Here is a 21805-nt window from a genome sequence, read left to right on the forward strand (position 1 = left end):
GCTATTTTGCTGTGAGAGGGTCGAACCGGTTGTTACCGCATTTCTGTCTGATCCACCGCTCCTCAGGATGAGGCATTTTTGCTGTCAGGCGCTTGAGGCGAGAGCTGCTCGCCCCCAAACCAACCGGCAAAAGGGCGTCAGTTGCTGTTTGACGACTGGAGGATCGGCACGATCTTCTCGCAGAAGCGGAAATGGACCGGCGGCTTCTCGCCTTCCTGAACCATGAGCCCTTCGGTGCCGCGAGGCTGAACGGTGACCAGTTCGATCGCCTCGCCGCCATCCGTCAGCAGGCAATTGATGGCCGCACGCTGGGTCATCTTGCCGCTCTTTTCAGCCCCATAGACCTGGCAGATGCGCCCCGGGGTTTCCAGAAGGCCGCGGTAGATGGCCAGCGTCGAGCCAGGTGCGCTACGGTCGATCCGCGGAGCCGGACAATCCTGCAGTTCCCGCACCCATATGCCTTGCGCGAAATCCGCAAAACGCAGATCCAGTGCCCGCCCTTGCAAAAGGGGTGCGGATTTCGGCACCTGGAACATCAGGTCTCCCTTGCCTGCAAGCGCAGGCCCGCACGCAAACGCCAGTGCAACGCCCAACAAGGCATTTCGTGTGAAACCGTTCAACCGCTACCCCCTCCCGGAGTGACAAGATCCAACCGGATTATCCGATGCGCCGAAACATCGCGCAAGTTGGCAGGAAAGGTCAATGTCGCCAACGGCAAAACTTGCAAAAAACGAACAAATGTGGAACAAAATGCGCATGGAACCCGATCATCAGCCACTAGCGGGGCGGATTCAGCTGGATGACCCGCTCAAGGACGGACGTCAGTCGGAAACCGCGCTGAAGGTCTGGCGCGGGGCCGCGCGGCTGTTGCGACAACTCGATTTCGCCTGCCTGCCGGAAGTCACCCTTGCCTCCGCCCGGCGGGCGGACCTCCTGGCGCTTGGGCCGAAACATGAGCTCTGGATAGTCGAGGTCAAATCCTCGATTGCCGATTTCCGGGCGGATACCAAGTGGCCGGACTACCGCCTTCATTGCGACCGCCTGTATTTCGCGACGCATCCGGACGTCCCGCTGGAGATCTTTCCCGAGGAGGCCGGGCTGATTGTTTCCGACGGCTTCGGGGCGGAGATCCTGCGCGAAGCACCGGAACACAAGCTGGCGGCAGCGACCCGGAAATCGGTAACCCATCGTTTCGCCCGCCATGCCGCACACCGCCTGCACAACCTGTCAGACCCGGACGGCGCACAGATCTTCAACCGGTTCTGACAAACGCCTCCGACACAAATCCAACGCCCTGTTCACGCGTATCAAGGAAGAACGCCTTCCTGGACGGGAACAGAATGTCGTGACGAAAACCATCCAGATCGTCTGGTTCAAGAAGGACCTGAGGATTGAGGACAATGCAGCGCTCAAACGGGCAAGCCTTCACGGTCCGGTACTGCCGCTCTACGTCATCGAACCCGACCTCTGGCAACTGCCCGACATGGCCGGACGCCACTATGCGTTTTTGCTGGAATGCCTTTCCGAATTGAGACGAGACCTGGCAGCGGTTGGCCAGCCGCTGGTCATCCGCACGGGCGAGGTTACCGAGGTTCTTGGTGCCTTCTTGCGATCAAACGGAGTTGCAGGGCTCTGGTCACATGAAGAGACGGGAAACGACTGGACGTTTGCCCGGGACAAGCGTGTTGCCGCCTGGTGCAGGGCTCAGGGAATTCCCTGGACGGAGTGCCGGCAAACCGGCGTAATTCGACGCCTTCAAACACGGGATGGCTGGGCCGCGCATTGGGACCGCTTCATGGCAGAAGCGCCTGTCGATCCACCCCGCTTGTCGCCACTTGCCGAAAGCAATCCCGGTATCGATCTCGGCAAGCCTCCAGCAGCATCGGAACTGGGTTTGCCCAACGACCATTGCCCGAACCGACAGCGCGGCGGGCGGTCCCCTGCACAGGCAACTCTGCACAGCTTCCTGTTCCAGCGCGGCAAGCCTTATCGGGCTGCCATGGCAACGCCGGTCAAGGCCTTCGATGCCTGCTCCCGGCTTTCGCCATATCTGGCATTCGGTTCGCTGTCGCTGCGCGAGGTAACCCAGGCGACCTGGAGCCGCCAGCGCGATCTGAAGCACTCGGAGTTTCCCGGCCGCAGCACATGGCAGGCAGCCATGAGGTCCTTTTCGGGCCGTCTTCACTGGCATTGCCATTTCATGCAAAAGCTTGAAGACGAACCCTCTCTGGAGTTCCGCAACCTGCACCCCGCCTACGAGGGTCTTCGACCGGCCCAGCCTGACCGAGAACGGCTTGAAGCCTGGCAGAAAGGGGAGACGGGCCTGCCCTTTGTCGATGCCTGCATGCGGGCACTCGCGGCCACCGGATGGATGAATTTTCGAATGCGGGCAATGCTGATGGCAGTTGCCAGCTATCATCTGTGGCTGGACTGGCGAGCACCGGGCCTGCATCTGGCGCGGCTTTTCACCGATTATGAACCCGGCATTCACTGGCCGCAGGTGCAGATGCAATCGGGAACCACCGGGATCAACACCATCCGGATCTACAATCCGGTGAAGCAGGGTCTCGATCAGGACCCGCAGGGTCTGTTCGTTAGACGGTGGGTGCCGGAGCTGAAGGACATTGCGACCGCGCATGTTCACGAACCCTGGAAGGCAGATAACGCAGGCAAGGTTCTGGGCAAATGCTATCCCTTCCCGGTCGTCGATTATCTCGAGGCGGCGCGCGAGGCGCGGGACAAGGTCTGGGCTGTACGGAAGGGACAAGCATTCCGCGGGGCAGCGGCAGATATCCAATCGAAACACGGCAGCCGGAAAAGCGGGATTGCAATGCGCGGCCAGGAGAAAGCCCGGCGCGGCAGGAAACCGCGGATCAATCCCGACCAGGCAGACCTTTTCGGGCCAAACTCATGAAGATGCGCAAGAAAGGGGATCTGCCGGTAAAGCTCTGTGCCACTTGCGGACGCCCCTTCACCTGGCGTCGAAAATGGGCCCGTGACTGGGAAGAGGTGCGCCATTGCTCCGAACGCTGCAGGCGCAACAAGGACGCGAAACAAGGGACTTCATCGGAAATGCGCGGCTGAGGCAGTCTGCCAGCCAAGCGGTCAGTCGAATTAAGGAGGTCGCGGTCCCCGTGACCTCCGTTCTTGTGTGCAGGCAGTCCTCAGACGAACAGGTTGACCAGGCTTTCCAGGTATTCCTGCTTGCCGGATTTCGGCTGCGGTTCCAGGTCGGCCTTGTGAACGCGCTCGGCCAATGTCTCGAGCGAGGAGCCGCCCTTGAGGATGTCGGCGTTTTCCGGCTTCTGCCAGCCGGCATAACGGTCATCAACGAAGCCCTTCAGTCGGCCGTCCTCGATCATGGCTGCCGCGGCCTTCAGACCGCGGGCAATCGCGTCGGCTGAGCCGACGTGCGCCTGGATCAGATCGACCGGGTCGAGTGACTGGCGACGCAGCTTGGCGTCGAAGTTCGTGCCGCCGGTGGTGAAGCCGCCCGCCATCAGAATCTCGTAGTAGGCGAGCGCCAGTTCCGGCACGTTCATGCCGAAGTGGTCGGTATCCCAGCCGCACTGATAGTCGTTGCGGTTCATGTCGACGGACCCGAAGATGCCGAGCGAACGGGCCATGTGCAGCTCGTGCTCGAACGAGTGGCCAGCCAGAATGGCGTGGCCCTGCTCGATGTTCATCTTGACGTCGTTTTCCAGCCCATAGGCCTTCAGGAACCCATAGACGGTGGCGACGTCGTAGTCGTACTGGTGCTTGGACGGTTCCTGCGGCTTCGGCTCGATCAGGATCGTGCCCTTGAAGCCGATCTTGTGCTTGTACTCAACCACCATGTTGAGGAAGCGGCCGAACTGGTCCAGCTCCTGTTTGATGTTGGTGTTGAGCAGGGTCTCGTAACCTTCGCGGCCACCCCAGAGCACATAGTTTTCACCACCGAGGCGATAGGTGACGTCCATTGCGTTCTTCACCTGTGCGGCGGCATAGGCGAAGACGTCCGGATCCGGATTGGTGGCCGCACCGCCCATGAAGCGGCGGTTGGAGAACATGTTGGCCGTGCCCCAAAGGAGCTTGATGCCGGTGTCGGCCATCTTCTTTTCGAAGATGTCGGCAATCGCGTTCACGTTGGCATTGCTTTCGGCAAGCGTCCGGCCTTCCGGCGCGACGTCGCGGTCATGGAAGGTGAAGAACGGCATGCCCAGGATCTGGAACATCTCGAAGGCAACGTCTGCCTTCAGTTTGGCCTGTTCCATCGGATCGCCGCCAGCCGCCATCCAGGACCGGTTAAAGGTTTCGCCGCCGAACGGATCGGACCCCGGCCAGCAGAAGCTGTGCCAGTAACACACGGCAAGACGCAGATGGTCTTCCATGCGTTTGCCGAGGACGACCTCGTCCTTGTTGTAGTGGCGATAGCTCAGCGGCTCGGTGCTTGCCGGCCCGGTGTATTGGATCGGCTGAAGATCGCCGAAGAACCCAGTGCTCATGTTGTCATCTCCTTGAATATGTTTCCTAAAAGCCGGCTTGTTTGAGCGCCGGATAAAGCTTGCGCCAGCGCTCGTAGCCTTCGGCATATCTTTGTGTGAGGGCCGGCACCGGATCGATGCTGGCCTTGAGGGCCGGCTTGGTGAAAATGCCCTCGGTGCTACCGAGCGCGGCGGCCTGACCGAGCCTGGCCGCGCCAAGCGAGCCGCCGAAGTCGCCATCCACCGGAACGTCGACCGGAACATTGAGCAGGCTGGCGATGATCTCCAGCCAGACCGTCGAGCGAGACCCGCCGCCGACCGCCAGAACGCGTTCGATACCGGTGCCGGCAACGCTGAGCGCTTCCAGGCAGTCCTTTAGCGCAAAGGCGACACCGTCGAGTACCGCGTGGCAGAGTTCGGCATCGTCGGTTCCGTGGGAAATGCCGAAGAAGCCGGCGCGGATGTCGACGTCGTTGTGCGGCGTCCGTTCGCCGCCGAGATAAGGCATGAAGGAAACGGGCGAAGGCCCTTCCACATTGCCAACCAGACCGGTGAGTTCACCCGGATTGCGCTTCAGTACCTTTGCGAGCCAGTTGAGGCTGTCGGTTGCCGAAAGGATCACCCCCATCTGGTGCCAGGTGTCCGGCACGGCATGGCAGAAGGCGTGAACCGCGCTGTCGACGTTGGGCGAGAAGCGGTCGTTGGTCACGAACAGCACGCCGGAGGTCCCGAGCGAGACAAAGGCCGAGCCTGGATCGACCGCACCGACACCGCAGGCAGATGCGGCATTGTCGCCGCCGCCGCCGGCCACCACCGGAGCGGCGTCGAAACCCCAGCGGCCACAAAGATCCGCCTTGAGTGTGCCCGAGCTTTCGGAGCCTTCGACAAGGCGCGGCATGTTCTCACGGGTGAGGCCCGTGGCGGCCAGAAGCGCGTCGCTCCAGTCGCGTCTGGCGACATCCAGCCAGAGCGTTCCGGCGGCATCGGACATTTCGCCGACGTACTCGCCCGTCAGCTTGAAACGGACATAGTCCTTGGGCAGCAGAACCATGGTGGTTCTGGCGAAGATTTCCGGCTCGTTCTCGCGCACCCACTGCAGCTTCGGCGCGGTGAAGCCCGGCATCACCCGGTTGCCGCCGAGCGTCAGGAATTTCGGCTCGGCCGCTTCCAGTTCCGAGCACTGCTTGCCCGACCTGCCGTCGTTCCACAGGATGCAGGGGCGCAGCGGCTTACCGGCGGCATCCAGAAGCGTGGCGCCGTGCATATGGCCGGACAAGCCGATGCCACGCACCGCGGCCATGGCCTTCGGCGCTTCCGCCTTGAGCGCGTCCAGAACGGTTTCGCAAGCCCGCCACCAGCTGTCCGGGTCCTGTTCCGACCAGCCCGGATGGGGACGCTGGACCGTCAACTCCGCGGTTGCCGATGCAATCAGGGACTGGTCCTCACCAAGAAGAATGGCTTTGACCGAACTGGTACCGATATCGAGGCCGATATACATGAGGTGCGTTCCTCAAAAACAATCAAAAAGAATGCCGATGGCCCGTGACCGGGTGTCGGCATGAGGGTCCACACCGTCCGAACAGGGCCAGGCCATCTGTTCAAACCATGAGGAAGTCCCGCGGGCAAGAGCCCGCGGGTCCTGTCGGTTTATCCGACCACTGTATCGTCCACAAGAGCACCTGGACCCGGGATCGCCCCTTCCGGGCATTTACCCAGAATGATCATGCCGAGCACGTCGTCATCAGTGACGTCGGTCGTGCGGGCGGTGCCGACTAGCTGACCGTTCTTCATGACCGCGATACGGTCGCAAAGCTGGAAAACGTCGTGGATGTCGTGGCTGATCAGGAAGATGCCGAGGCCCTGTTTCTTCAGTTCCTGGATGAGTTCAGCCACCATCTGCGTTTCATGCACGCCAAGCGCGGCGGTCGGTTCGTCCATGATCAGGATCTTGGCATTGAAATAGACCGCGCGGGCAATGGCCACCGACTGGCGCTGACCGCCCGACAGGGCTTTCACCGGCGCATGGAACTTTTTGAAGTTCGGGTTGAGCCGGCCCATGATCTTGCGGGTTTCCGCTTCCATGGCATCGTCGTCGACAAAGCCGAGCGGCGAGGTCAGTTCACGGCCGAGGAACAGGTTGGACGCGGCATCGAGATTATCCGCCAGAGCAAGCGTCTGGTAGATGGTCTCGATGTTCTGCGCCCGCGCGTCGCGCGGCGAGTGAATGTGCACTTCCTTGCCGTTGATGCGGATTTCGCCGCTGTCGGCCTTGTAGGCACCGGAAAGGATCTTGATCAGGGTCGACTTGCCGGCACCGTTGTGGCCAAGCAGACCCACGACTTCACCCGGATAAAGATCGACAGAGACATGATCCACGGCCTGCACCCCGCCGAAGGAGATGCACATGTCTTTCATTTCTACGAGAGGCGCGTCCATGTCTCAGTCTCCCGTGCGCTTGCGATAGATGATGTCGACGAGGACGGCGATGACGAGCACGGTGCCCACGACGATATTCTGCAGCGGGGCGTCGACGCCGACCATGGCCATGCCCGACTGCAATGACTGCATGATCAGCGCGCCCAGGATGGCGCCGTAGATCGTGCCGACACCGCCGGCAAGCGCGGTGCCGCCGATCACTGCCGCGGCGATAACCCTGAGTTCGTCCAGCGTGCCGATGTCGTTGGTCGAAAAGCCGAGGCGTGCGGCCGCGACAGCGGCTGCGAGCGCGCTGAGGCCGCCCATGATGGCAAACACCTTGACGGTCAGAAACCTGGTGTTGATGCCGGAAAGCTCCGCGGCATCCGGATTTCCGCCGGTTGCGAAGATGTAGCGTCCGAGACGGGTGCGGCGTGCGACGATGGTCATGACGACGGTAACCACGATCAGAAGCAGCACCGAGTAGGGAATACCGTAGCCCATGACCAGGCCTTCCGGCATGGTTTCGCCCCGGGCCTCGAAGATCCGCTCAAGACGGGCGGTGGGAATGTCATAGGCATTCAGCACCCAGACGAACCCGAGAATTGCCCCGGTCGTGATGACACCCATGGTGACTTCCGCCCAGCCGGGTTTGACCGGGAACCCATGCGCAGCCTTGCGGCGGCGCGAAGAGACCTGCATCCACAACGCAACGGCGACGGCCAGAACGCCGAAGATCCACGATCCCGTTTCGCCCATGGTGCCGCCGATACCGCCGATCATGGTGAAGGTTTCATCGAGCGGGCCGATCGTCTGACCGGAGGTGATGAACCAGGCAACGTTGCGCCAGACCAGGAGGCCACCAAGCGTCACGATGAAGGCCGGAATGCCAAGATAACCGACCATCCAGCCCTGGAAGGCACCGATCAGCACACCAACAACCACACCGGCCAGAATGGCCAGGATCCAGATAGCCGGATTGCCGAGGCCGAGCAGCGGCGGCAGGACATCGGTCTGGACAACCGCCATGACCGCCGCAACGGTCGCCAGAACGGAGCCGACGGACAGATCGATGTGGCGGGTGACGATAACGAACACCATACCGGTGGCCATGATGGCAACGGACACGGTCTGGATCGTCAGGTTGAAGATGTTGCGCGGCGTCAGGAACCGGCCATCCGTAATCACATTGAACACCAGGCACAGGACGATGAACGCCCCGATCATGCCGAGAAGCCGTGTGTCCAGCTGCAATGCGGCAAACAAGTTTCGTGCTGTCGGGCTTTTGGGCCCTGACAGTGCGGTGTCAGACATAGAGGTTACTCCTGCTTGGAGACCATTACGCTTACGCATCGGGTGGCCCATCCCGGGGAGCGGCTTTCGCAGCAGCTGTCCCTGTTATTACGGCCCCGGTTAACAGTAACCGGGGCCGCACATTAAGCGTAGTGTTATTAGTTACAGGGAGCCGGGCCGTTCTCGACGCCCTGGCACAGATCATCCTTGGAGATCCAGCCTGCATCGACGACCGCGGTCAGGTTGTCCTTGGTGACCGGAAGCGGTGCCAGGAACTTGGCGGTCAGCTCGGTGCCGGACGGAGACGTCCAGGCAGCTGCGCCATCGACGCCGCCCATCTCGGTGCCACTGGCCAGGCTGACGGCGATTTCACCGGCGGCCTTGCCAAGTTCACGAGCGTCCTTCCAGACGGAAACCGTCTGCGTGCCCTTTGCAACACGGTTCAGAGCGGCATGGTCGCCGTCCTGACCGGACACCGGAATGCCGTCCATGCCCTGTGCGGTCAGAGCGGCCACAACACCGCCGGCCGTACCGTCGTTGGAAGCAACAACCGCGTCGACCTTGTTGTCGTTGGCGGTCAGGATCTGTTCCATGTTGCGCTGTGCGTTCGCCGGCAGCCAGCCGTCGGTGTAGGCTTCGCCAACGATCGTGATGTCACCCGCATCGATTGCGGACTGCAGGACTTCCTGCTGACCACCGCGGAGGAAGTCCGCGTTCGGGTCGGTCGGGGAGCCCTTGATCATGACGTAGTTGCCCTTCGGCGCGGCAGCCAGAACGGCGCGAGCCTGCATGCGGCCAACTTCGACGTTGTCGAAGGTCAGGTAGAAGGCGCGCGGATCATCGATCAGGCGGTCGTAGCCGACAACCGGGATGCCTTCGTCGGCAGCAGCCTGCACGGCCGGGCCGATTGCCTGGGAATCCTGCGCCAGGATGATGAGGGCAGTCGCGCCTTGTGCGATCAGTGCCTCAACGTCGGAAAGCTGTTTTGCGGACGAGCTCTGCGCGTCGGCGGAAATGTAAGTCGCACCGGCTGCCTCAAGGGCGCCCTTGATGGCGGCTTCGTCAGTCTTCCAGCGTTCTTCCTGGAAGTTGGACCAGCTCACGCCGACAATGACGTCTTCTGCGTGGGCCAGGTTCAGTGCGGTCGCGGACAGCAGAGCGCCCGCCAGCAAAGTGGTGATTTTACGCATTGCGATGTTTCCTCCAGTTGGCGCATCCCACGTCGGACGGATGTGCCTGAAATGCGTCAGTGTCGAAGCGCCTTTTCGAGGCGCCTTCAGAAAGGACAGCCTTATTGTTATTTTTTTTGGTGCCCGAAAAAAAGTTGCAGGAAAGCGCTGCTCCTGTCAACATGGTTTTGCAAAACACTGTTCCGCGGGGTTTGACACACCCGGTGAGAAGCAGGAAAACCGGGAGAAACCCGGGACAGAGGAAACACCTTGGGAAGAGCTGAGCGAGCATGACACGCAAGGCGGACCGGGATCAGATCCGGCGGCAAAACAGAAGTATTGTTCTACAGGCCCTGCGCCGAAACGGCCCTATGGCGCGGATAGATCTCGGCCAGATGACACGGCTGAGCCCCGCGACGGTGACGGCCATCACCTCCGATCTTCTGGACCAGGGATTGATCCTGAGCCTGGAGAGCGAGGAGCCCAAAACACCCCAGGCGCGTGGACGGCCACGCACCCTTTTGAAGCTCAAGCCGGACGCGGTCTATACGGTTGGCGTCCGTCTTTCGGTCAACAACATCGACCTGTCGCTGGTGAATTTCGCCGGCGAGGTGGTGTGCGACAGGCGCAGCCATTTTGACAGCGCCACCGAAGATGCCGACAGCTTTCCCGAAACCCTGATCACCGCGATCAGGCAGTTCCTCGACGAGGCCGGCATCGGCCCGTCACGGGTTCGGGAAATCGGCGTTGCCGCACAGGGTGTCGTTGAAACGGAAACCGGCGTCGTTGCCTGGAGCCCCGCCTTTGCCGGGCGCAAGATTCCTGTCGTCGGTCCATTGCACGAAGCCTTCGGGGCGGATTGCTACATTTCCAACGACACCAACATGATCACCGAAGCGCTGCACTGGTCGGACCCGAACAAGTACAGCGGGACATTTGCCGTGATCATGCTCGATTACGGTGTCGGCATGGGGCTTTACCTCGACAACCGGCTGTTTTCGGGAGCAAGCGGCACGGCCGCCGAGTTCGGCCATGCCAACCATCTGCCCGGCGGGGCGCTCTGCCGATGCGGCAAGAAGGGCTGCCTTGAGGCGTATCTATCCGATTACGCGCTGGTGCGGGCTGCCTCTCATCTGCCGGAGAACACCGATCCGGGCACCATCAAGGCGGGCGTCAGCGGCCTTGCCCGGCTGATCGAACTGGCCGGCTCGGGAGACAAGGACGCCTGCAACGCGTTTCACGACGCAGGCCGGGTTCTGGGCTATGGTCTTGCCCGGGTGATTGCGATGATCGACCCCAAGCGCGTGGTGCTGACCGGCGCTGCGATGCGAGCCTTCTCCTTCATGGAAAAAGGCATGTGGGAAGGGCTGGAAGAGGCTCTCGTTTCCGATCTCAGGAACAATTTCTCCCTGGACGTGATGCCGTGGAATGAGGACTTCATTCGCAGCGGCCTGATCGCCCAGTCGATGGAACGTCTCGACAAGGATTTTCTCGGCAACGCAACTCCGCCCTCAGGCCGCATAGCGCGGCTCGACCGCAAGGAGGCGACGGCATGACAGGCAAATCCCGGCTCGCAGTCTCTGCTCTCGTCCTCGGCATCACCCTGCCTGCATCAGCACTTGCCGATCCCGCACCCTGGAGCGAACGGGCCATCAAGGAAGACGTCGATATCGACGCCCTGGCGCAATCGGGTGAAGATGCGATCACCGTGCTGCAGCCGCTTGGAGAAGAGCTGTTCAAGGCCAAGTTCACCACACTGGATGGCGCAGGCCGACCGGACGCGACACGGGCTATCGTGCCGACAAAAGTGCGCCGCAAGGCACCGCAGGCGTTCCAGCGTCTTGCTGGAATGGACGCCAATTCCTGCTCTTCCTGCCACAACGAGCCTGTGATCGGTGGTTCCGGTGCGTTCACAGCAAACGTGTTCGTTTCCGAAGGCTTCGAAAGCGCCGACTTCGACACCACGGATCCGCAGTTTTCCAACGAGCGCAACACGGTCGCGCTTCAGGGAGCCGGGCTGATCGAATTGCTTGCCCGGGAAATGACCACGGACCTGCGCAGCCAGCGGACGGATTTGCTGGCCAGGGTGCGGAAAAGCGGTCAGGAAGAAACCGTCAGCCTGGAAACGAAGGGGGTCTCCTTCGGCAAGTTGACCGCCTTTCCTGACGGGACACTGGACGTTTCCCGTCTCGAGGGTATCGACGACGACCTGACCTTGCGGCCTTTCAGCCAGAAGGGTGTCTTTGCCTCGCTTCGTCAGTTCAGCGTGAACGCCACCAACGATCATCATGGCATACAGGCGGTCGAGCGGTTCGGCGCCGAGTGGACAGGATCGGACGACTTCGACGATGATGGCCATACGGTCGAAATTTCGCCGGGTCAGATCTCGGCGCTGGTCGCTTTCCAGGCAACCCTTCCCGCGCCCACCCGAAAACAGGATCTGCCGGATGTCTGGCAGCAGGCGGCGGCAAAGGGAGAAGCGCTTTTCGGCACCATCGGCTGCAGCTCGTGCCACATTCCCGAATTGCCGCTCGAAAGCCTCATCTTTCAGGATCCCGGCCCGTTCGACACCGCCGGTACCCTGCGCCAGAGCGACGTGAAGGCACCGCTCGAACTTGACCTCGGCACGCTGGACTGGGTGAAGGCCCTGCCGCGCGATGACCAGGGCCGGGTGCTGGTTCCCCTTTACGGCGACCTGAAGCGCCACACGATTGCCGATGCGGCCAATGACACCTTCGGCAATGAACTGCTGGCCCAACGCTTTGTTGCGCGCGACGTTTTCATCACGTCCGAACTCTGGGGCATCGGCAGCACGGCGCCCTATGGGCACCGGGGCGATATCACGACGCTGGAAGAGGCGATCCTGGCCCATGGCGGCGCTGCTTCCGACAGCCGCAAGGCCTATGCAGGTCTGACGGAAACAGAGCAGCAGACGATCATCGCCTTCCTGCGCAGCCTGGAGATCGCGGAATGAAGCCTTTCAGCCTTACCGTGTCCGGTGCGCTGTTGAGCGTAAGCCTCGCGGCCCCGGCTCTGGCAGACGACACCCGTCAGGTTTCCGTTGCGCCCGTCCCCTCGTTTGTGGAAGAGGCTTCGGCTGCGGGCATCGAGCATTCCTATGACGGTGCGTGGGAATTCTTCGTTGGCGGCGGCACCGCGATCTTCGATTGCGATGGCGACCGCAAGCCGGATCTGTTCTTTGCCGGCGGCAAGAACCCGGCGCAGCTTTTTCGCAACGAAAGCCGTGTGGCAGGTGCGCTGAAATTCACCGCGGTGGAAACAGGCCTCAATGAAAAACAGGCCACCGACGTGCTCGGCGCCTATCCGCTCGACATCAACAACGACGACATTCTGGATCTCGTCGTGCTGCGCCTGGGTGAAAACCTGATCCTGGAAGGCAAGGGCGCCTGTACCTTCGAGGTCGCCAACCGGGCTCTTGGCTTCGACGGCGGCCGCGAATGGAGCACTTCCTTTTCCGCCACCTACGAACCAGGGCTCGATTATCCAACGCTTGCCTTTGGCAATTATGTCGATCGTTCTGCCCCCGGTTCGCCCTGGGGCACCTGTCACGACAACTTCCTGTTCCGGCCGGAAAAGGCGGAGGACGGCAGCCCGCTCTACGCGGAAGCAACCCGTCTGTCGCCGGGATATTGCAGCTTGTCGATGCTGTTCACAGACTGGAACCGCTCCGGCGAACCGGCGCTCAGGATCTCGAACGACCGGCAATATTACCGCGGTGGCGAGGAGCAGCTCTGGGCTATTGCGCCCGGCAGGCCGCCTCGCCCCTATCGCAAGTCCGATGGCTGGCAACACCTGAAGATCTGGGGCATGGGCATTGCGTCTATCGACCTGGATGTGGACGGTTTTCCCGAGTATGCGCTCACCAGCATGGGCGACACCAAGCTGCAGAAACTCGATCCGGAATCGGACGAGACCGTGCCGGTCTATCAGGACATTGCCTTCGACCTCGGCGTTACTGCGCACCGGCCCTATGCGGGCGAAGACCTGAAACCCTCAACCGGATGGCATTCCGAGTTTCAGGACGTCAACAATGACGGGCTCTGGGACCTCTTCATTGCCAAGGGCAATGTGGAAGCCATGCCCGACTTCGCGGCCTATGACCCGGATAATCTCTTGCTCGGCCAATGGGACGGCCGCTTTGTGGAAACCGGCGACACCGCCGGGATTGCGCTGAACCGGCGCGGACGCGGTGCGGGTCTGGCGGATTTCAACGCCGACGGACTGGTGGATCTGGTTGTCGTCAACCGATCCGGACCGGTGAGCCTGTTCCGCAATACCGGACAGGGCACGGCAGAAGAACCGAAACAGCTCGGCAACTGGCTGGCTGTGGACGTGCGCCAGCCGGGCAAACCCAACTCCCGCGCAGTGGGTGCCAAGATCAGCGTGAAGACGGGAAACCGGACCGTGGTGAAGGACATCCAGGTAGGGGCAGGCCATGCCTCCGGCCAGATGGGCTTCGTTCACTTCGGCCTGGGTGTAGCGGAACGTGCCAACGTGCGAATCAAATGGCCGGACGGCGACTGGAGCCACGGCTACAGGGTCTTTGCCAACGGTCACGTGATCATTGAACGGGGTGCGGAAAAGGCAAAGCTCTGGTATCCGGAGTAGGCCCCGGCAAGGCACCTTTCCGGTTCTGAATAACTGGTTCGCGAGACGATCGTAAATTCAGAAAAGCTGCATTTTTTCAATGACTTTCCGGCTCTTATACCGGAACATGCATGACAAGATGCAATTTCTGGAGAACCTGCGCTCATGGCCGGTCCAACCGACAAGAAATCCTTCAATCCCCCTTCTGTTCGAACACCCTTTGGGCAGTACAATCACGGCCTTTACGTGCCACCCGGCGCCAGCCTTCTGGTGACCTCCGGCCAGCTCGGTATCCGGCTGGACGATACGATTCCGCCGGACGTGACCGGTCAGGCCGAAGTTTGCTTCGACGCCATCGCCGCGATCCTGAAGGAAGCGGACATGGGCTTCGAAGACGTCATCCGCATTTCCGGCTTTGTCACGCGGCGGGAAGATTTCGCGGACTATATGGCCGTTCGAGACCGCTACACCGGAGCGCTGAAACCGGTCTCGACCCTGTTGGTGGTCGGCGGCTTCACGCGTCCGGAATTTCTGGTGGAAGTGGAAGTGACCGCGGCGAAGGTATTCTAGCCCAGCCAGCCTGGAGCGGTGTCAGAACCGCTCCATTTCCTTGCCGACCTTCTCCAGAAAGGCACCGGTCGAGGCCGGGGTGCAGTTGTTCATGTCGTAATGGGCCAGATATTTCACCGATGCGCCAATCTTGATCTGTGCCCGGATGACCCGATTGACCACCTTGCGCGGCGGATCGCCAACCAGAAACGCCCGCCACCGGCTGCCGCCATAAGTCATGACGGCCGCCATCTTTCGGATATGGCGCAAGGTCGGCGTCAAGGTGCCGTCTTCCAGATGAAACGAAACGCCTGGCAGCCAGACACGATCGAAGTAACCTTTCAACATCGCGGGAAAACCGAAGTTCCAGACCGGCGTGCAGATGACCAGACCTTCCGCCGCCAGCAGGCGCTCGCAGTAATTGTCGACCAGCTCCCGGTTGTCGGGGACCGTGTGATAGATGTCCCTGTCGCGGGCGGAGAGGACGGGGTCGAACCCTTCCTCATAGAGATTGCAGCCGTCGACCTCATGCCCGGCCTTCGCCAGGCTTTCACAGGTCTTGTGATAGAGCGCCCGGCCGAAACTGTGCTCCTGCGGGTGGGAATGGAGAACCAGTACGCGCATCTGATCAGGCCTCGGCAAAGGCCTGAAGGCCCGGGAAAAGATAGTTCTGGCCGGAATTGAAGTCGAAGTCCGGATTGTCCCAGGCGATCATCTTGCCCGGATTGAGCAATCCCTCCGGGTCCGTCTCCTTCTTGAAGGCGAGCTGGACCTGGTCGGTCTGTTTCATGCCGCCCTCTTCAAGGGTGTAGCGATGTGGGTTGAACACCCGGCAACCGTTTTCCTCGTGCAGCCGGATGATCTCGTCCAGCCGTTCTTCCGTCGTGTAGCGGATCAGGGGAAGGCCAGAACATTGCACCTGACCATCGAACCGCAGGAACTCTAGGTGTCCGAAGATCTCGCCCGGGAACATTTCGGTGGTCTTGCGCACAAGCTCCACGTGGTTCGGGCCCGGATACTGCGTCTGCAGGTAGGTGAAGGAACTGTCGAATTTCAGCGCCCGCAGTGTCGTGTGGTTCCAGGCAAGCTCATAGACATGCGGAATGCCCTTCATGCTTTCCACTTCGTCCGACCGGAAGCGCACTTCGCCCTTCATCCGTTCCGCAAGCGCAAGCATTGCCGACATGGAATGCGGCGCCACCATCAGCACGGTGACCGCCTCGCCTTCCTTCAGCCAGGGCTTGTGCCGCGTGAAGAAATCGAACGGAATGGGTGCAGCAATCGGGGCGACTTCCTTCAGCAGAATACCGTTGCTGCGTGCCAGCTTGTCGGAAAAGACGACCGCGTCCATGAAGGTTTCGTGGCCGACGATCACGTCCACCCAGTCATGAGCCGTTGTCAGCGGCATTTCGACTTCGGTGATGATACCGTTGGTGCCATAGGCATGACTGACCTTCTGCAGGTCCCAGGTGGACAGCTCGATCACCCTGGGTTCGGCTTCCATGGTCACGATGCGCAGGCGCAGGATGTTGCCGAGATCGCGCAGGCCGCCCCAGTGAACCGAACCGACACCGCCGGAGCCACCGGCGATAAAGCCGCCAATGGTCGCGGTTTGCGCGGTTGAAGGATGGAAGCGCAGTTCCTGGCCCGAATGTTCTTTTGTAATCTTGTCGAGCTTTGCGATGACGATGCCCGGACCGCAGACAACCCGGCCCGGTGCGATTTCCTTGACTTCGTCCATCTTCGACATATCAAGCACGATGCCGCCGGACAGTGGCATCGCCTGGCCATAGTTGCCCGTGCCCGCACCACGCGGCGTGACCGGCACACCGTGCGCAAATGCCGTTTTCAGAACCTTTATGACTTCCGCTTCATTTTTCGGCGAGACCAGAAGATCTCCGGTGACATTGTCGAGCTGGGCCTTGAGGACCGGCGAATACCAATAAAAGTCACGGCTCTTGGCCTGAACCAGACGCGGATTGTCCTCAACCGCAATGCCATCAAGTTCGGCCTTGATTGTCTCGTAATCGGCCATGGTCAGCCTTTCGTCAGCGGGTCAAGTTCAGAATAATCCGGCAGGCGACGGTCGATGCCCATGCCATTCCGCATCACGATGCGGTCCGCCTGCGGACGGGACAGAAATTCGCTCCAGCTTCGAGCGTTGAAGATGACAAGATCGGCGCCCAGCCCCTCGGCAATCCGCCCGACTTCGGGGACTTGCAGGATGTCGGCCGGAAGGCTGGTGACCACCTTGGCCGCATCATCAAGCGGGTGGTCCAGATGCGCAATACGCACCGCCTCGCGGAACACTTCCACCATGTCGAGATCGCCATAGGCGTAGAAAGGATCGCGGGTATTGTCCGATGAAACGGCCACCGGCACGCCTGCGGCCCGCAGTTCGTGCAGCAGTGTAACGCCACGCGACCGTGGCGTGCGGCCCGGGTGCCGGTCCTGCAGATACATGTTGCACATGGGCAGGGAAACGACGGAGAGGCCTGCCTCCCGCACCTTGTCGATTGTCGCCTTGGCCTTGTCGTCGTCCTGGCGCGCCAGGGAACAGCAATGGCCGACCGTCACCGCGCCTTCGAACCCGTTGCGCAGCTTGGCTTCCGCAATAGCAAGCAGCGTCAGGACGTTGGCATCCTGGGTCTCATCAACATGCAGGTCGATATTGAGGCCGTTGTCCGCGGCCGTGCGAAACAGGATATCCAGCCTGCGGTCTAGATCCGGCAACGGGAAGGTCACGCCGCCAAGCAGCCCGCCGTTTGCCACGACAACCTCCACCAGGTCGGAAAAATAGGCGTCGTCATCGATGGCATCGATCGGAAACAGGGCGGCAGCCTGCAGGGCGATCCGGTCTTTCCAGCGTTCGCGCATGTCGGCGAACACCTCGAAGGAAATCCGGTGCTGCGGTGCCAGGCTGTCGAGATGGGTGCGCAGGAGGCTGGTCCCGTGCGCATAGGCACAGCGCAGGGAGAAGTCCATGCGCGTTTCAACGTCCCTGGCCGTCCAGTTTGCCTCCCGGTCGGCCCTGACAGCGGCAAGTGCACCGTCGAAATCGCCGGTCGGGTTGGGTTGCCGGTCCCAGATATGGCCCTTGTCGATGTGGGTGTGCATGTCGGCAAAGCAGGGCCAGACCATGCGCCTTTGCAGATCAACGCTTTCTATGTCCGCGGGGGCTGTCCCAGCCGGTAGGATGGCCTCAATGCGCCCGTCTGAAATGATCAGATCGGCCGACGACAGGCCCTCGCGCGCAGGAAGCGCCAACCCCGGCGTGACTGCAGCGGGCAGAGTTGCGGTGCGCAGCGCGAACCGGCCGGTTTTGGGAAGGTCGAGTGTCATCAGTTTTCCCGCTTCAGGCTGCTTTCGTGCCAGCGATGCAGTGTCCACCAGGAGATGAAGGACGTCAAAGCGAAGATCAGCACACCCAGGCTGGCAAGCAGGAACAGCGCTGCGAACAGACGTGAAATATTGAGCCGGAACTGGGATTCCAGAAGGCGGAAGGCAAGTCCCGAGCCTGCACCGGCCGATCCGGCCGCAAATTCGGCAACGACCGCCGCAATCAACGCAAGACCGCCACCGATGCGAAGGCCGGTCATGAAATACGGCAGGGAAGCCGGCAGCTTCAGATAGATCAGCGTCTGCCAGCGCGAGGCGCCATAAAGTTCAAACAGGTTCAGGAGGTTGTGATCCACGCTTTTCAGGCCCTGCACCATGTTGGACAGGATCGGGAAGAAGGCGACGACAAAGGCGCAAATCAAAAGCGCTGCCTGTGTTGACGGAGCGTAGATCAGGATCAACGGCGCGATCGCAATGATCGGCGTGACCTGCAGGATAACGGTGATCGGATAGAGCGCCGTCTCGATCCAGCGCGACTGCACAAGCAGGATCGCCATGCCGCCACCGCCGATCAACGCCAGCGCAAGGGAGGCAAGCGTGATCTTGGTCGTCACCCAAAGGGCGGGCAGCAGGATGTGCCAGTCGGACATCAGCGAATTCACCACCAGTCCCGGGCCGGGAAGAATGTAGTGGGGAATGTCATTCACGGTGACCATGACCTGCCAGAGCGCGATCAAGCCTGCGATGACGAAGATCGGCACCAGAACCGTCAGGATACGCTCCCGCCGCTTGGCAGCGGCAGCGCTTTCCTTTGTCGGCAGCTTGGCTGCTGATGCCAGCCTTTTGCGCGCGACCTGCGCTTCGCTGTCTGGTTCCTGCAGCACGTCGGCGGGTGCCAGTGTTTCGTTTGCTGGTGCGGTCATCAGTGCTCCTCGCCTCCCATGGCTTCCGACAGCATGGCAGAGACTTCCGCACAGGCCTGCCTGTACTCCTCGGAGGTACGGTACTGCGCATCCCGCTCCAGACTGGTGTGCAGGGGAAAGTCCGAATGCACGCGGCCCGGCCGGGCTTTCATCACCACGATCCGGTTTGCCAGATAGGCGGATTCATAAACGGAATGGGTCACGAAGATCACCGTGATGCCTGTCGCCTTCCAGAGCGCCAGCACATCGTCATTCAGCTTTTGGCGCGTGATCTCGTCAAGGGCCGCGAAGGGTTCGTCCATCAACAGCAGCTTGGGCTCGGTTACCAGCGCACGCGCAATGGAGACACGCATCTTCATGCCGCCGGAAAGTTCGCGCGGATAGGCATCGGCGAAGTCCTTCAGGCCTACGCTTTCCAGCGCGGTCATGATCCGTTCCGATGCCGCTTTCTTCGAGATGCCCTTGAGGCGCAGGGGAAGGTAGACGTTGCCGAAAACGGTCTGCCAGGGCATCAGCGTCGGTTCCTGAAACACGAAGCTGATGTCGCCGTCAGGCAGCCCTCTGGAGTTGATGCGGAAACTCGGCCAGTCGATTTCGCCTTCCGATACGCCGCCAAGGCCGGCGATGATCCTGAGCGCGGTCGACTTGCCGCAACCGGACGGCCCCAGCAAACTTATGAACTCTCCGGGCCGGACCGTCATGGACATGCCGGAAAGGGCCAGCGTCCCGTTGGAGAATACCTTCGAAACATTATCCATCGCCACCAGCGGGCGGGACGATTTCACACTGCGGGCCGACGGCGTCTTCGTTTCTGCGCTGCCCTGTTCGGCGATGACCATGCTCAACTCTGCATCTGGAGGCGGCCGCTTCGCACGCCGTGGCGCGAAGCGGAATGTATTTGCCAAACCGGCCTTACTTCTTCAGGTCGAGGCCGACACCCTTGCAGACGAAGTCCGTGGTGTAGGACTGCTTGTAGTCAAGAGAGGCATCCACGACGGCGATCGAGGCCAGCGTATCGAAGAACGCCTTGAAATGCTCGTCGGTCATGCAACCGATGCCCTTCTCTTCCGTGTCGCCGGAATCCACGATGCCGTATTCCTTCATCTTCGCAAGGGAATAGGCGAGCTGACCGTCGGTCATTTCCGGGTTGTCTTTCTTGATCAACTCGTTTGCCGCGGCGTTGTCGCCATACAGGTAGTTGTACCAGCCCTCGATGGAAGCATCGACGAAACGCTGCACCAGATCCGGGTTTTCCTCGACCAGCGCCTTGGAAGTGGTGATCATGGTCGAGTAGGGCGTCCAGCCTTCATCAGCCAGAAGGAACACTTTCGGCGCCCAACCCGCCTGGTTTTCGATTTCATACGGCTCGGAGGTCAGATAGCCCTGCTGCGCGGACTTGGGATCGACAATGAAAGGAGCCGGGTTGAAGGTGTAAGGCTTGAACTGGGCGTCGGAGAAGCCTTCGAAGTTCTTCTTCATCCACTCGAAATAGGTGACGTAGCCGTCCTTGCCCATGTAGATGGTTTCAAGCTTGGCAAGGTCGGTGAACTTGTCGATGCCCTGATCGGGATGCGCCACGAGGATCTGCGGATCCTTCTGGAAGATGCTGGCGACGTTGATCAGCGGAATGCCTTCCTTGACGTAGTCGAAGCCCTTCAGCGTCCCACCCATGTAAAAATCGATCTTGCCGGAAATCAGCAGCGCATCGTTGGCAGCCTGCGGGCCGCCCGGCGCGATCGTGACCTTCAGGCCGTATTTCTCGTAGGTGCCGTCGGCAACGGCCTGGTAAAACCCGCCGTGTTCCGCCTGCGCGAGCCAGTTGGTGCCGTAGCTGACCTCATCCAGCGCCAATGCCTGGTGAGTGGCGGTTCCGGTGAGAAGAACCGCTGCGAGAAGCGTCTTCGCAAATGGGAAAACTGTCATTTCGTACCCTCCAGTAAAAAAAACTACCGTGAAACCGCACATTTCCGAAAATATTTGATCCCTTGCAGCGCACGTTGAAAAGCATCAAAATTCGCCTGCAGCGATGCCTTATTGTCATCGCTATCTTTTCTGACGATCAATTGTGCCGCATGCACAAAAAGGAGGCACTTCTTGGCCCTGCTCCACTCCCGCAAGCTGCTTTACCTGGATGAGATCGCGCGCTGCGGCTCCATTCGGAAGGCAGCTGATCGGCTGAATGTGTCGTCCTCCGCCATCAACCGGCAAATCCTTGCCCTCGAAGAGGAATTCGGCGTTCCCCTGTTCGAGCGCCTGCCGCGCGGGCTGCGGCTTACCGCGGCTGGAGAGCTGTGCGTTGAACATATCCGGGGCGTTCTGAAAGACTATGCCAGGCTAGAGACCCGGATCCGGGCGCTGAAAATGCCGCAGGCCGGCCAGGTTTCGCTGGTGACGACCGTCGGCCTCGCTTCGGGACCGTTGTCGGAAATCATCGCGAAGTTCATCGAGAAGAACCCGCGCGTTCACATCAAGCTGCGCAGTGACGGCGGCACGACGACCATCAATCCGGTCCTGACAGGCGAAGTCGACATCGGCCTCGGCTTCAACATTGCCGCAACGCCGGGCCTGCGGACGCTGGCCACCTTCGACATTCCCATTGGTGCGGTGGTTCCGCCCGGACACAAGCTGGCGCAGGAAACCGGGCCGGTCGATCTCGTGGATGTGGTTCAGGAGCGTCTGGTGCTGGCCCAATCGGGAACCAGCCTGCGGGACGTGATCAATCTGGTGCTGTCGTCCGTGCCGATCCCGGTGGAACCGATCCTGGAAACGAACTCCTCGGAAACGGTTCGCCAGCTTGTCCGGCGCGGCATCGGCATCAGCCTGCTCAATCCACTGGACGTTCTGGCCGAATGCCGGCGGGGCGAGCTTGTTTTCCGACCGCTGAACGTTGCCCGGACACATCACCAGCCGATGAAGCTGTTTACTCGGGCGCGAGCCTCGATGGACGCGGCAACGAGCCTGTTCGTCGAATTCCTGCTGCAGGAACTCGTTGCTCAGGTGGAGGAATTGCAACGGGAAGGCAACCTGCCCGTTTAAGATCCGAAGA

General features: G+C 61.0%; 20 protein-coding genes. 8 read left to right on the forward strand and 12 right to left on the reverse strand.

What is annotated here, in order from left to right; translation table 11 throughout:
- Positions 1 to 137: 137 nt before the first annotated feature.
- Positions 138 to 620 carry a hypothetical protein gene (locus tag HCG46_RS14640; protein WP_031268743.1) on the reverse strand — a complete coding sequence of 161 codons (483 nt, stop codon included), beginning with the start codon at positions 618 to 620 and terminating at the stop codon, positions 138 to 140.
- 136 nt (positions 621 to 756) lie between these two features.
- Here HCG46_RS14640 and HCG46_RS14645 point away from each other — a divergent pair, with 136 nt between their 5' ends.
- From HCG46_RS14645 to HCG46_RS14655, 3 genes are all read left to right on the forward strand, one after another.
- Complete coding sequence (locus HCG46_RS14645) at positions 757 to 1266, forward strand: MmcB family DNA repair protein (protein WP_031268744.1); 510 nt, start codon at positions 757 to 759, stop codon at positions 1264 to 1266.
- A gap of 79 nt (positions 1267 to 1345) precedes the next feature.
- Positions 1346 to 2914, forward strand: a complete 1569-nt coding sequence (locus tag HCG46_RS14650) for a deoxyribodipyrimidine photo-lyase (RefSeq protein ID WP_209009460.1) — start codon at positions 1346 to 1348, stop codon at positions 2912 to 2914.
- A 2-nt stretch (positions 2915 to 2916) separates the two neighbouring features.
- Entirely contained in the window at positions 2917 to 3084 is a 168-nt protein-coding gene (locus HCG46_RS14655) for a DUF2256 domain-containing protein (protein ID WP_168686707.1), read from the forward strand.
- An 80-nt stretch (positions 3085 to 3164) separates the two neighbouring features.
- Here HCG46_RS14655 and xylA read toward each other — a convergent pair whose 3' ends face one another.
- The 5 genes from xylA to xylF all read right to left on the reverse strand — a co-directional run bounded on the left by xylA (position 3165) and on the right by xylF (position 9361).
- On the reverse strand, positions 3165 to 4484 hold the full coding sequence (xylA, locus tag HCG46_RS14660) for a xylose isomerase (protein WP_022999245.1): 1320 nt from the start codon (positions 4482 to 4484) through the stop codon (positions 3165 to 3167).
- A gap of 25 nt (positions 4485 to 4509) precedes the next feature.
- Entirely contained in the window at positions 4510 to 5961 is a 1452-nt protein-coding gene (xylB, locus tag HCG46_RS14665; RefSeq protein WP_055656948.1) for a xylulokinase, read from the reverse strand.
- Between the two features lie 149 nt (positions 5962 to 6110).
- Positions 6111 to 6878, reverse strand: coding sequence for an ATP-binding cassette domain-containing protein (locus HCG46_RS14670; protein ID WP_006939086.1), 768 nt, complete (start codon positions 6876 to 6878; stop codon positions 6111 to 6113).
- 24 nt (positions 6879 to 6902) lie between these two features.
- Entirely contained in the window at positions 6903 to 8192 is a 1290-nt protein-coding gene (locus HCG46_RS14675) for a sugar ABC transporter permease (RefSeq protein ID WP_031268746.1), read from the reverse strand.
- A gap of 137 nt (positions 8193 to 8329) precedes the next feature.
- The gene (gene xylF / locus HCG46_RS14680) at positions 8330 to 9361 is read right to left on the reverse strand and encodes a D-xylose ABC transporter substrate-binding protein (protein WP_022999249.1); all 1032 of its coding nucleotides are present in this window, start codon (positions 9359 to 9361) and stop codon (positions 8330 to 8332) included.
- A 350-nt stretch (positions 9362 to 9711) separates the two neighbouring features.
- On the opposite strand from xylF, the gene HCG46_RS14685 reads away from it, so the two are divergent.
- From HCG46_RS14685 to HCG46_RS14700, 4 genes are all read left to right on the forward strand, one after another.
- Positions 9712 to 10896: an ROK family protein gene (locus HCG46_RS14685; protein WP_208997797.1), complete on the forward strand. Its 1185-nt coding sequence runs from the start codon at positions 9712 to 9714 to the stop codon at positions 10894 to 10896.
- Positions 10893 to 12314 carry a di-heme oxidoredictase family protein gene (locus HCG46_RS14690; protein WP_168686601.1) on the forward strand — a complete coding sequence of 474 codons (1422 nt, stop codon included), beginning with the start codon at positions 10893 to 10895 and terminating at the stop codon, positions 12312 to 12314. The genes HCG46_RS14685 and HCG46_RS14690 overlap by 4 nt, the downstream gene beginning before the upstream one ends.
- Positions 12311 to 13969: a CRTAC1 family protein gene (locus HCG46_RS14695; RefSeq protein WP_168686602.1), complete on the forward strand. Its 1659-nt coding sequence runs from the start codon at positions 12311 to 12313 to the stop codon at positions 13967 to 13969. Before HCG46_RS14690 ends, HCG46_RS14695 begins: the two co-directional genes overlap by 4 nt.
- A gap of 144 nt (positions 13970 to 14113) precedes the next feature.
- Complete coding sequence (locus HCG46_RS14700; RefSeq protein WP_168686603.1) at positions 14114 to 14518, forward strand: Rid family hydrolase; 405 nt, start codon at positions 14114 to 14116, stop codon at positions 14516 to 14518.
- A gap of 21 nt (positions 14519 to 14539) precedes the next feature.
- Here the strand turns inward: HCG46_RS14700 and HCG46_RS14705 are convergent, their stop codons facing one another.
- The 6 genes from HCG46_RS14705 to HCG46_RS14730 form a co-directional block, all read right to left on the reverse strand.
- Positions 14540 to 15121 carry an NAD(P)H-dependent oxidoreductase gene (locus tag HCG46_RS14705; RefSeq protein WP_168686604.1) on the reverse strand — a complete coding sequence of 194 codons (582 nt, stop codon included), beginning with the start codon at positions 15119 to 15121 and terminating at the stop codon, positions 14540 to 14542.
- A 4-nt stretch (positions 15122 to 15125) separates the two neighbouring features.
- Positions 15126 to 16532 (reverse strand): FAD-binding oxidoreductase, encoded by a 1407-nt coding sequence (locus tag HCG46_RS14710; RefSeq protein ID WP_062491106.1) that lies wholly within the window; start codon positions 16530 to 16532, stop codon positions 15126 to 15128.
- A gap of 2 nt (positions 16533 to 16534) precedes the next feature.
- Positions 16535 to 17839, reverse strand: a complete 1305-nt coding sequence (locus HCG46_RS14715) for a cytosine deaminase (RefSeq protein ID WP_168686605.1) — start codon at positions 17837 to 17839, stop codon at positions 16535 to 16537.
- Complete coding sequence (locus tag HCG46_RS14720) at positions 17839 to 18759, reverse strand: ABC transporter permease (RefSeq protein WP_205838497.1); 921 nt, start codon at positions 18757 to 18759, stop codon at positions 17839 to 17841. The genes HCG46_RS14715 and HCG46_RS14720 overlap by 1 nt, the downstream gene beginning before the upstream one ends.
- Positions 18759 to 19517: an ABC transporter ATP-binding protein gene (locus HCG46_RS14725; RefSeq protein WP_228872661.1), complete on the reverse strand. Its 759-nt coding sequence runs from the start codon at positions 19515 to 19517 to the stop codon at positions 18759 to 18761. Before HCG46_RS14725 ends, HCG46_RS14720 begins: the two co-directional genes overlap by 1 nt.
- A 154-nt stretch (positions 19518 to 19671) precedes the next feature.
- Entirely contained in the window at positions 19672 to 20682 is a 1011-nt protein-coding gene (locus tag HCG46_RS14730) for an ABC transporter substrate-binding protein (RefSeq protein ID WP_168686606.1), read from the reverse strand.
- Positions 20683 to 20859: 177 nt separating this feature from the next.
- Here HCG46_RS14730 and HCG46_RS14735 point away from each other — a divergent pair, with 177 nt between their 5' ends.
- Positions 20860 to 21795 carry a LysR family transcriptional regulator gene (locus tag HCG46_RS14735; protein WP_031268748.1) on the forward strand — a complete coding sequence of 312 codons (936 nt, stop codon included), beginning with the start codon at positions 20860 to 20862 and terminating at the stop codon, positions 21793 to 21795.
- Positions 21796 to 21805 lie beyond the last annotated feature (10 nt).

The sequence above is a fragment of the Labrenzia sp. PO1 genome, from assembly GCF_012273635.1.
Taxonomy (GTDB): Bacteria; Pseudomonadota; Alphaproteobacteria; order Rhizobiales; family Stappiaceae; genus Roseibium; species Roseibium algicola.

What these genes read in the sequence shown, in the direction of transcription:
- HCG46_RS14730 (WP_168686606.1), bottom strand. Translation starts at nt 20,682, where the DNA reads ATGACAGTTTTCCCATTTGCGAAGACGCTTCTCGCAGCGGTTCTTCTC.
- HCG46_RS14690 (WP_168686601.1), top strand. Translation starts at nt 10,893, where the DNA reads ATGACAGGCAAATCCCGGCTCGCAGTCTCTGCTCTCGTCCTCGGCATC.
- HCG46_RS14670 (WP_006939086.1), bottom strand. Translation starts at nt 6,878, where the DNA reads ATGAAAGACATGTGCATCTCCTTCGGCGGGGTGCAGGCCGTGGATCAT.
- HCG46_RS14685 (WP_208997797.1), top strand. Translation starts at nt 9,712, where the DNA reads ATGGCGCGGATAGATCTCGGCCAGATGACACGGCTGAGCCCCGCGACG.
- xylF (WP_022999249.1), bottom strand. Translation starts at nt 9,361, where the DNA reads ATGCGTAAAATCACCACTTTGCTGGCGGGCGCTCTGCTGTCCGCGACC.
- xylB (WP_055656948.1), bottom strand. Translation starts at nt 5,961, where the DNA reads ATGTATATCGGCCTCGATATCGGTACCAGTTCGGTCAAAGCCATTCTT.
- HCG46_RS14705 (WP_168686604.1), bottom strand. Translation starts at nt 15,121, where the DNA reads ATGCGCGTACTGGTTCTCCATTCCCACCCGCAGGAGCACAGTTTCGGC.
- xylA (WP_022999245.1), bottom strand. Translation starts at nt 4,484, where the DNA reads ATGAGCACTGGGTTCTTCGGCGATCTTCAGCCGATCCAATACACCGGG.
- HCG46_RS14675 (WP_031268746.1), bottom strand. Translation starts at nt 8,192, where the DNA reads ATGTCTGACACCGCACTGTCAGGGCCCAAAAGCCCGACAGCACGAAAC.
- HCG46_RS14695 (WP_168686602.1), top strand. Translation starts at nt 12,311, where the DNA reads ATGAAGCCTTTCAGCCTTACCGTGTCCGGTGCGCTGTTGAGCGTAAGC.
- HCG46_RS14645 (WP_031268744.1), top strand. Translation starts at nt 757, where the DNA reads ATGGAACCCGATCATCAGCCACTAGCGGGGCGGATTCAGCTGGATGAC.
- HCG46_RS14725 (WP_228872661.1), bottom strand. Translation starts at nt 19,517, where the DNA reads ATGGATAATGTTTCGAAGGTATTCTCCAACGGGACGCTGGCCCTTTCC.
- HCG46_RS14655 (WP_168686707.1), top strand. Translation starts at nt 2,917, where the DNA reads ATGCGCAAGAAAGGGGATCTGCCGGTAAAGCTCTGTGCCACTTGCGGA.
- HCG46_RS14710 (WP_062491106.1), bottom strand. Translation starts at nt 16,532, where the DNA reads ATGGCCGATTACGAGACAATCAAGGCCGAACTTGATGGCATTGCGGTT.
- HCG46_RS14720 (WP_205838497.1), bottom strand. Translation starts at nt 18,759, where the DNA reads ATGACCGCACCAGCAAACGAAACACTGGCACCCGCCGACGTGCTGCAG.
- HCG46_RS14715 (WP_168686605.1), bottom strand. Translation starts at nt 17,839, where the DNA reads ATGACACTCGACCTTCCCAAAACCGGCCGGTTCGCGCTGCGCACCGCA.
- HCG46_RS14700 (WP_168686603.1), top strand. Translation starts at nt 14,114, where the DNA reads ATGGCCGGTCCAACCGACAAGAAATCCTTCAATCCCCCTTCTGTTCGA.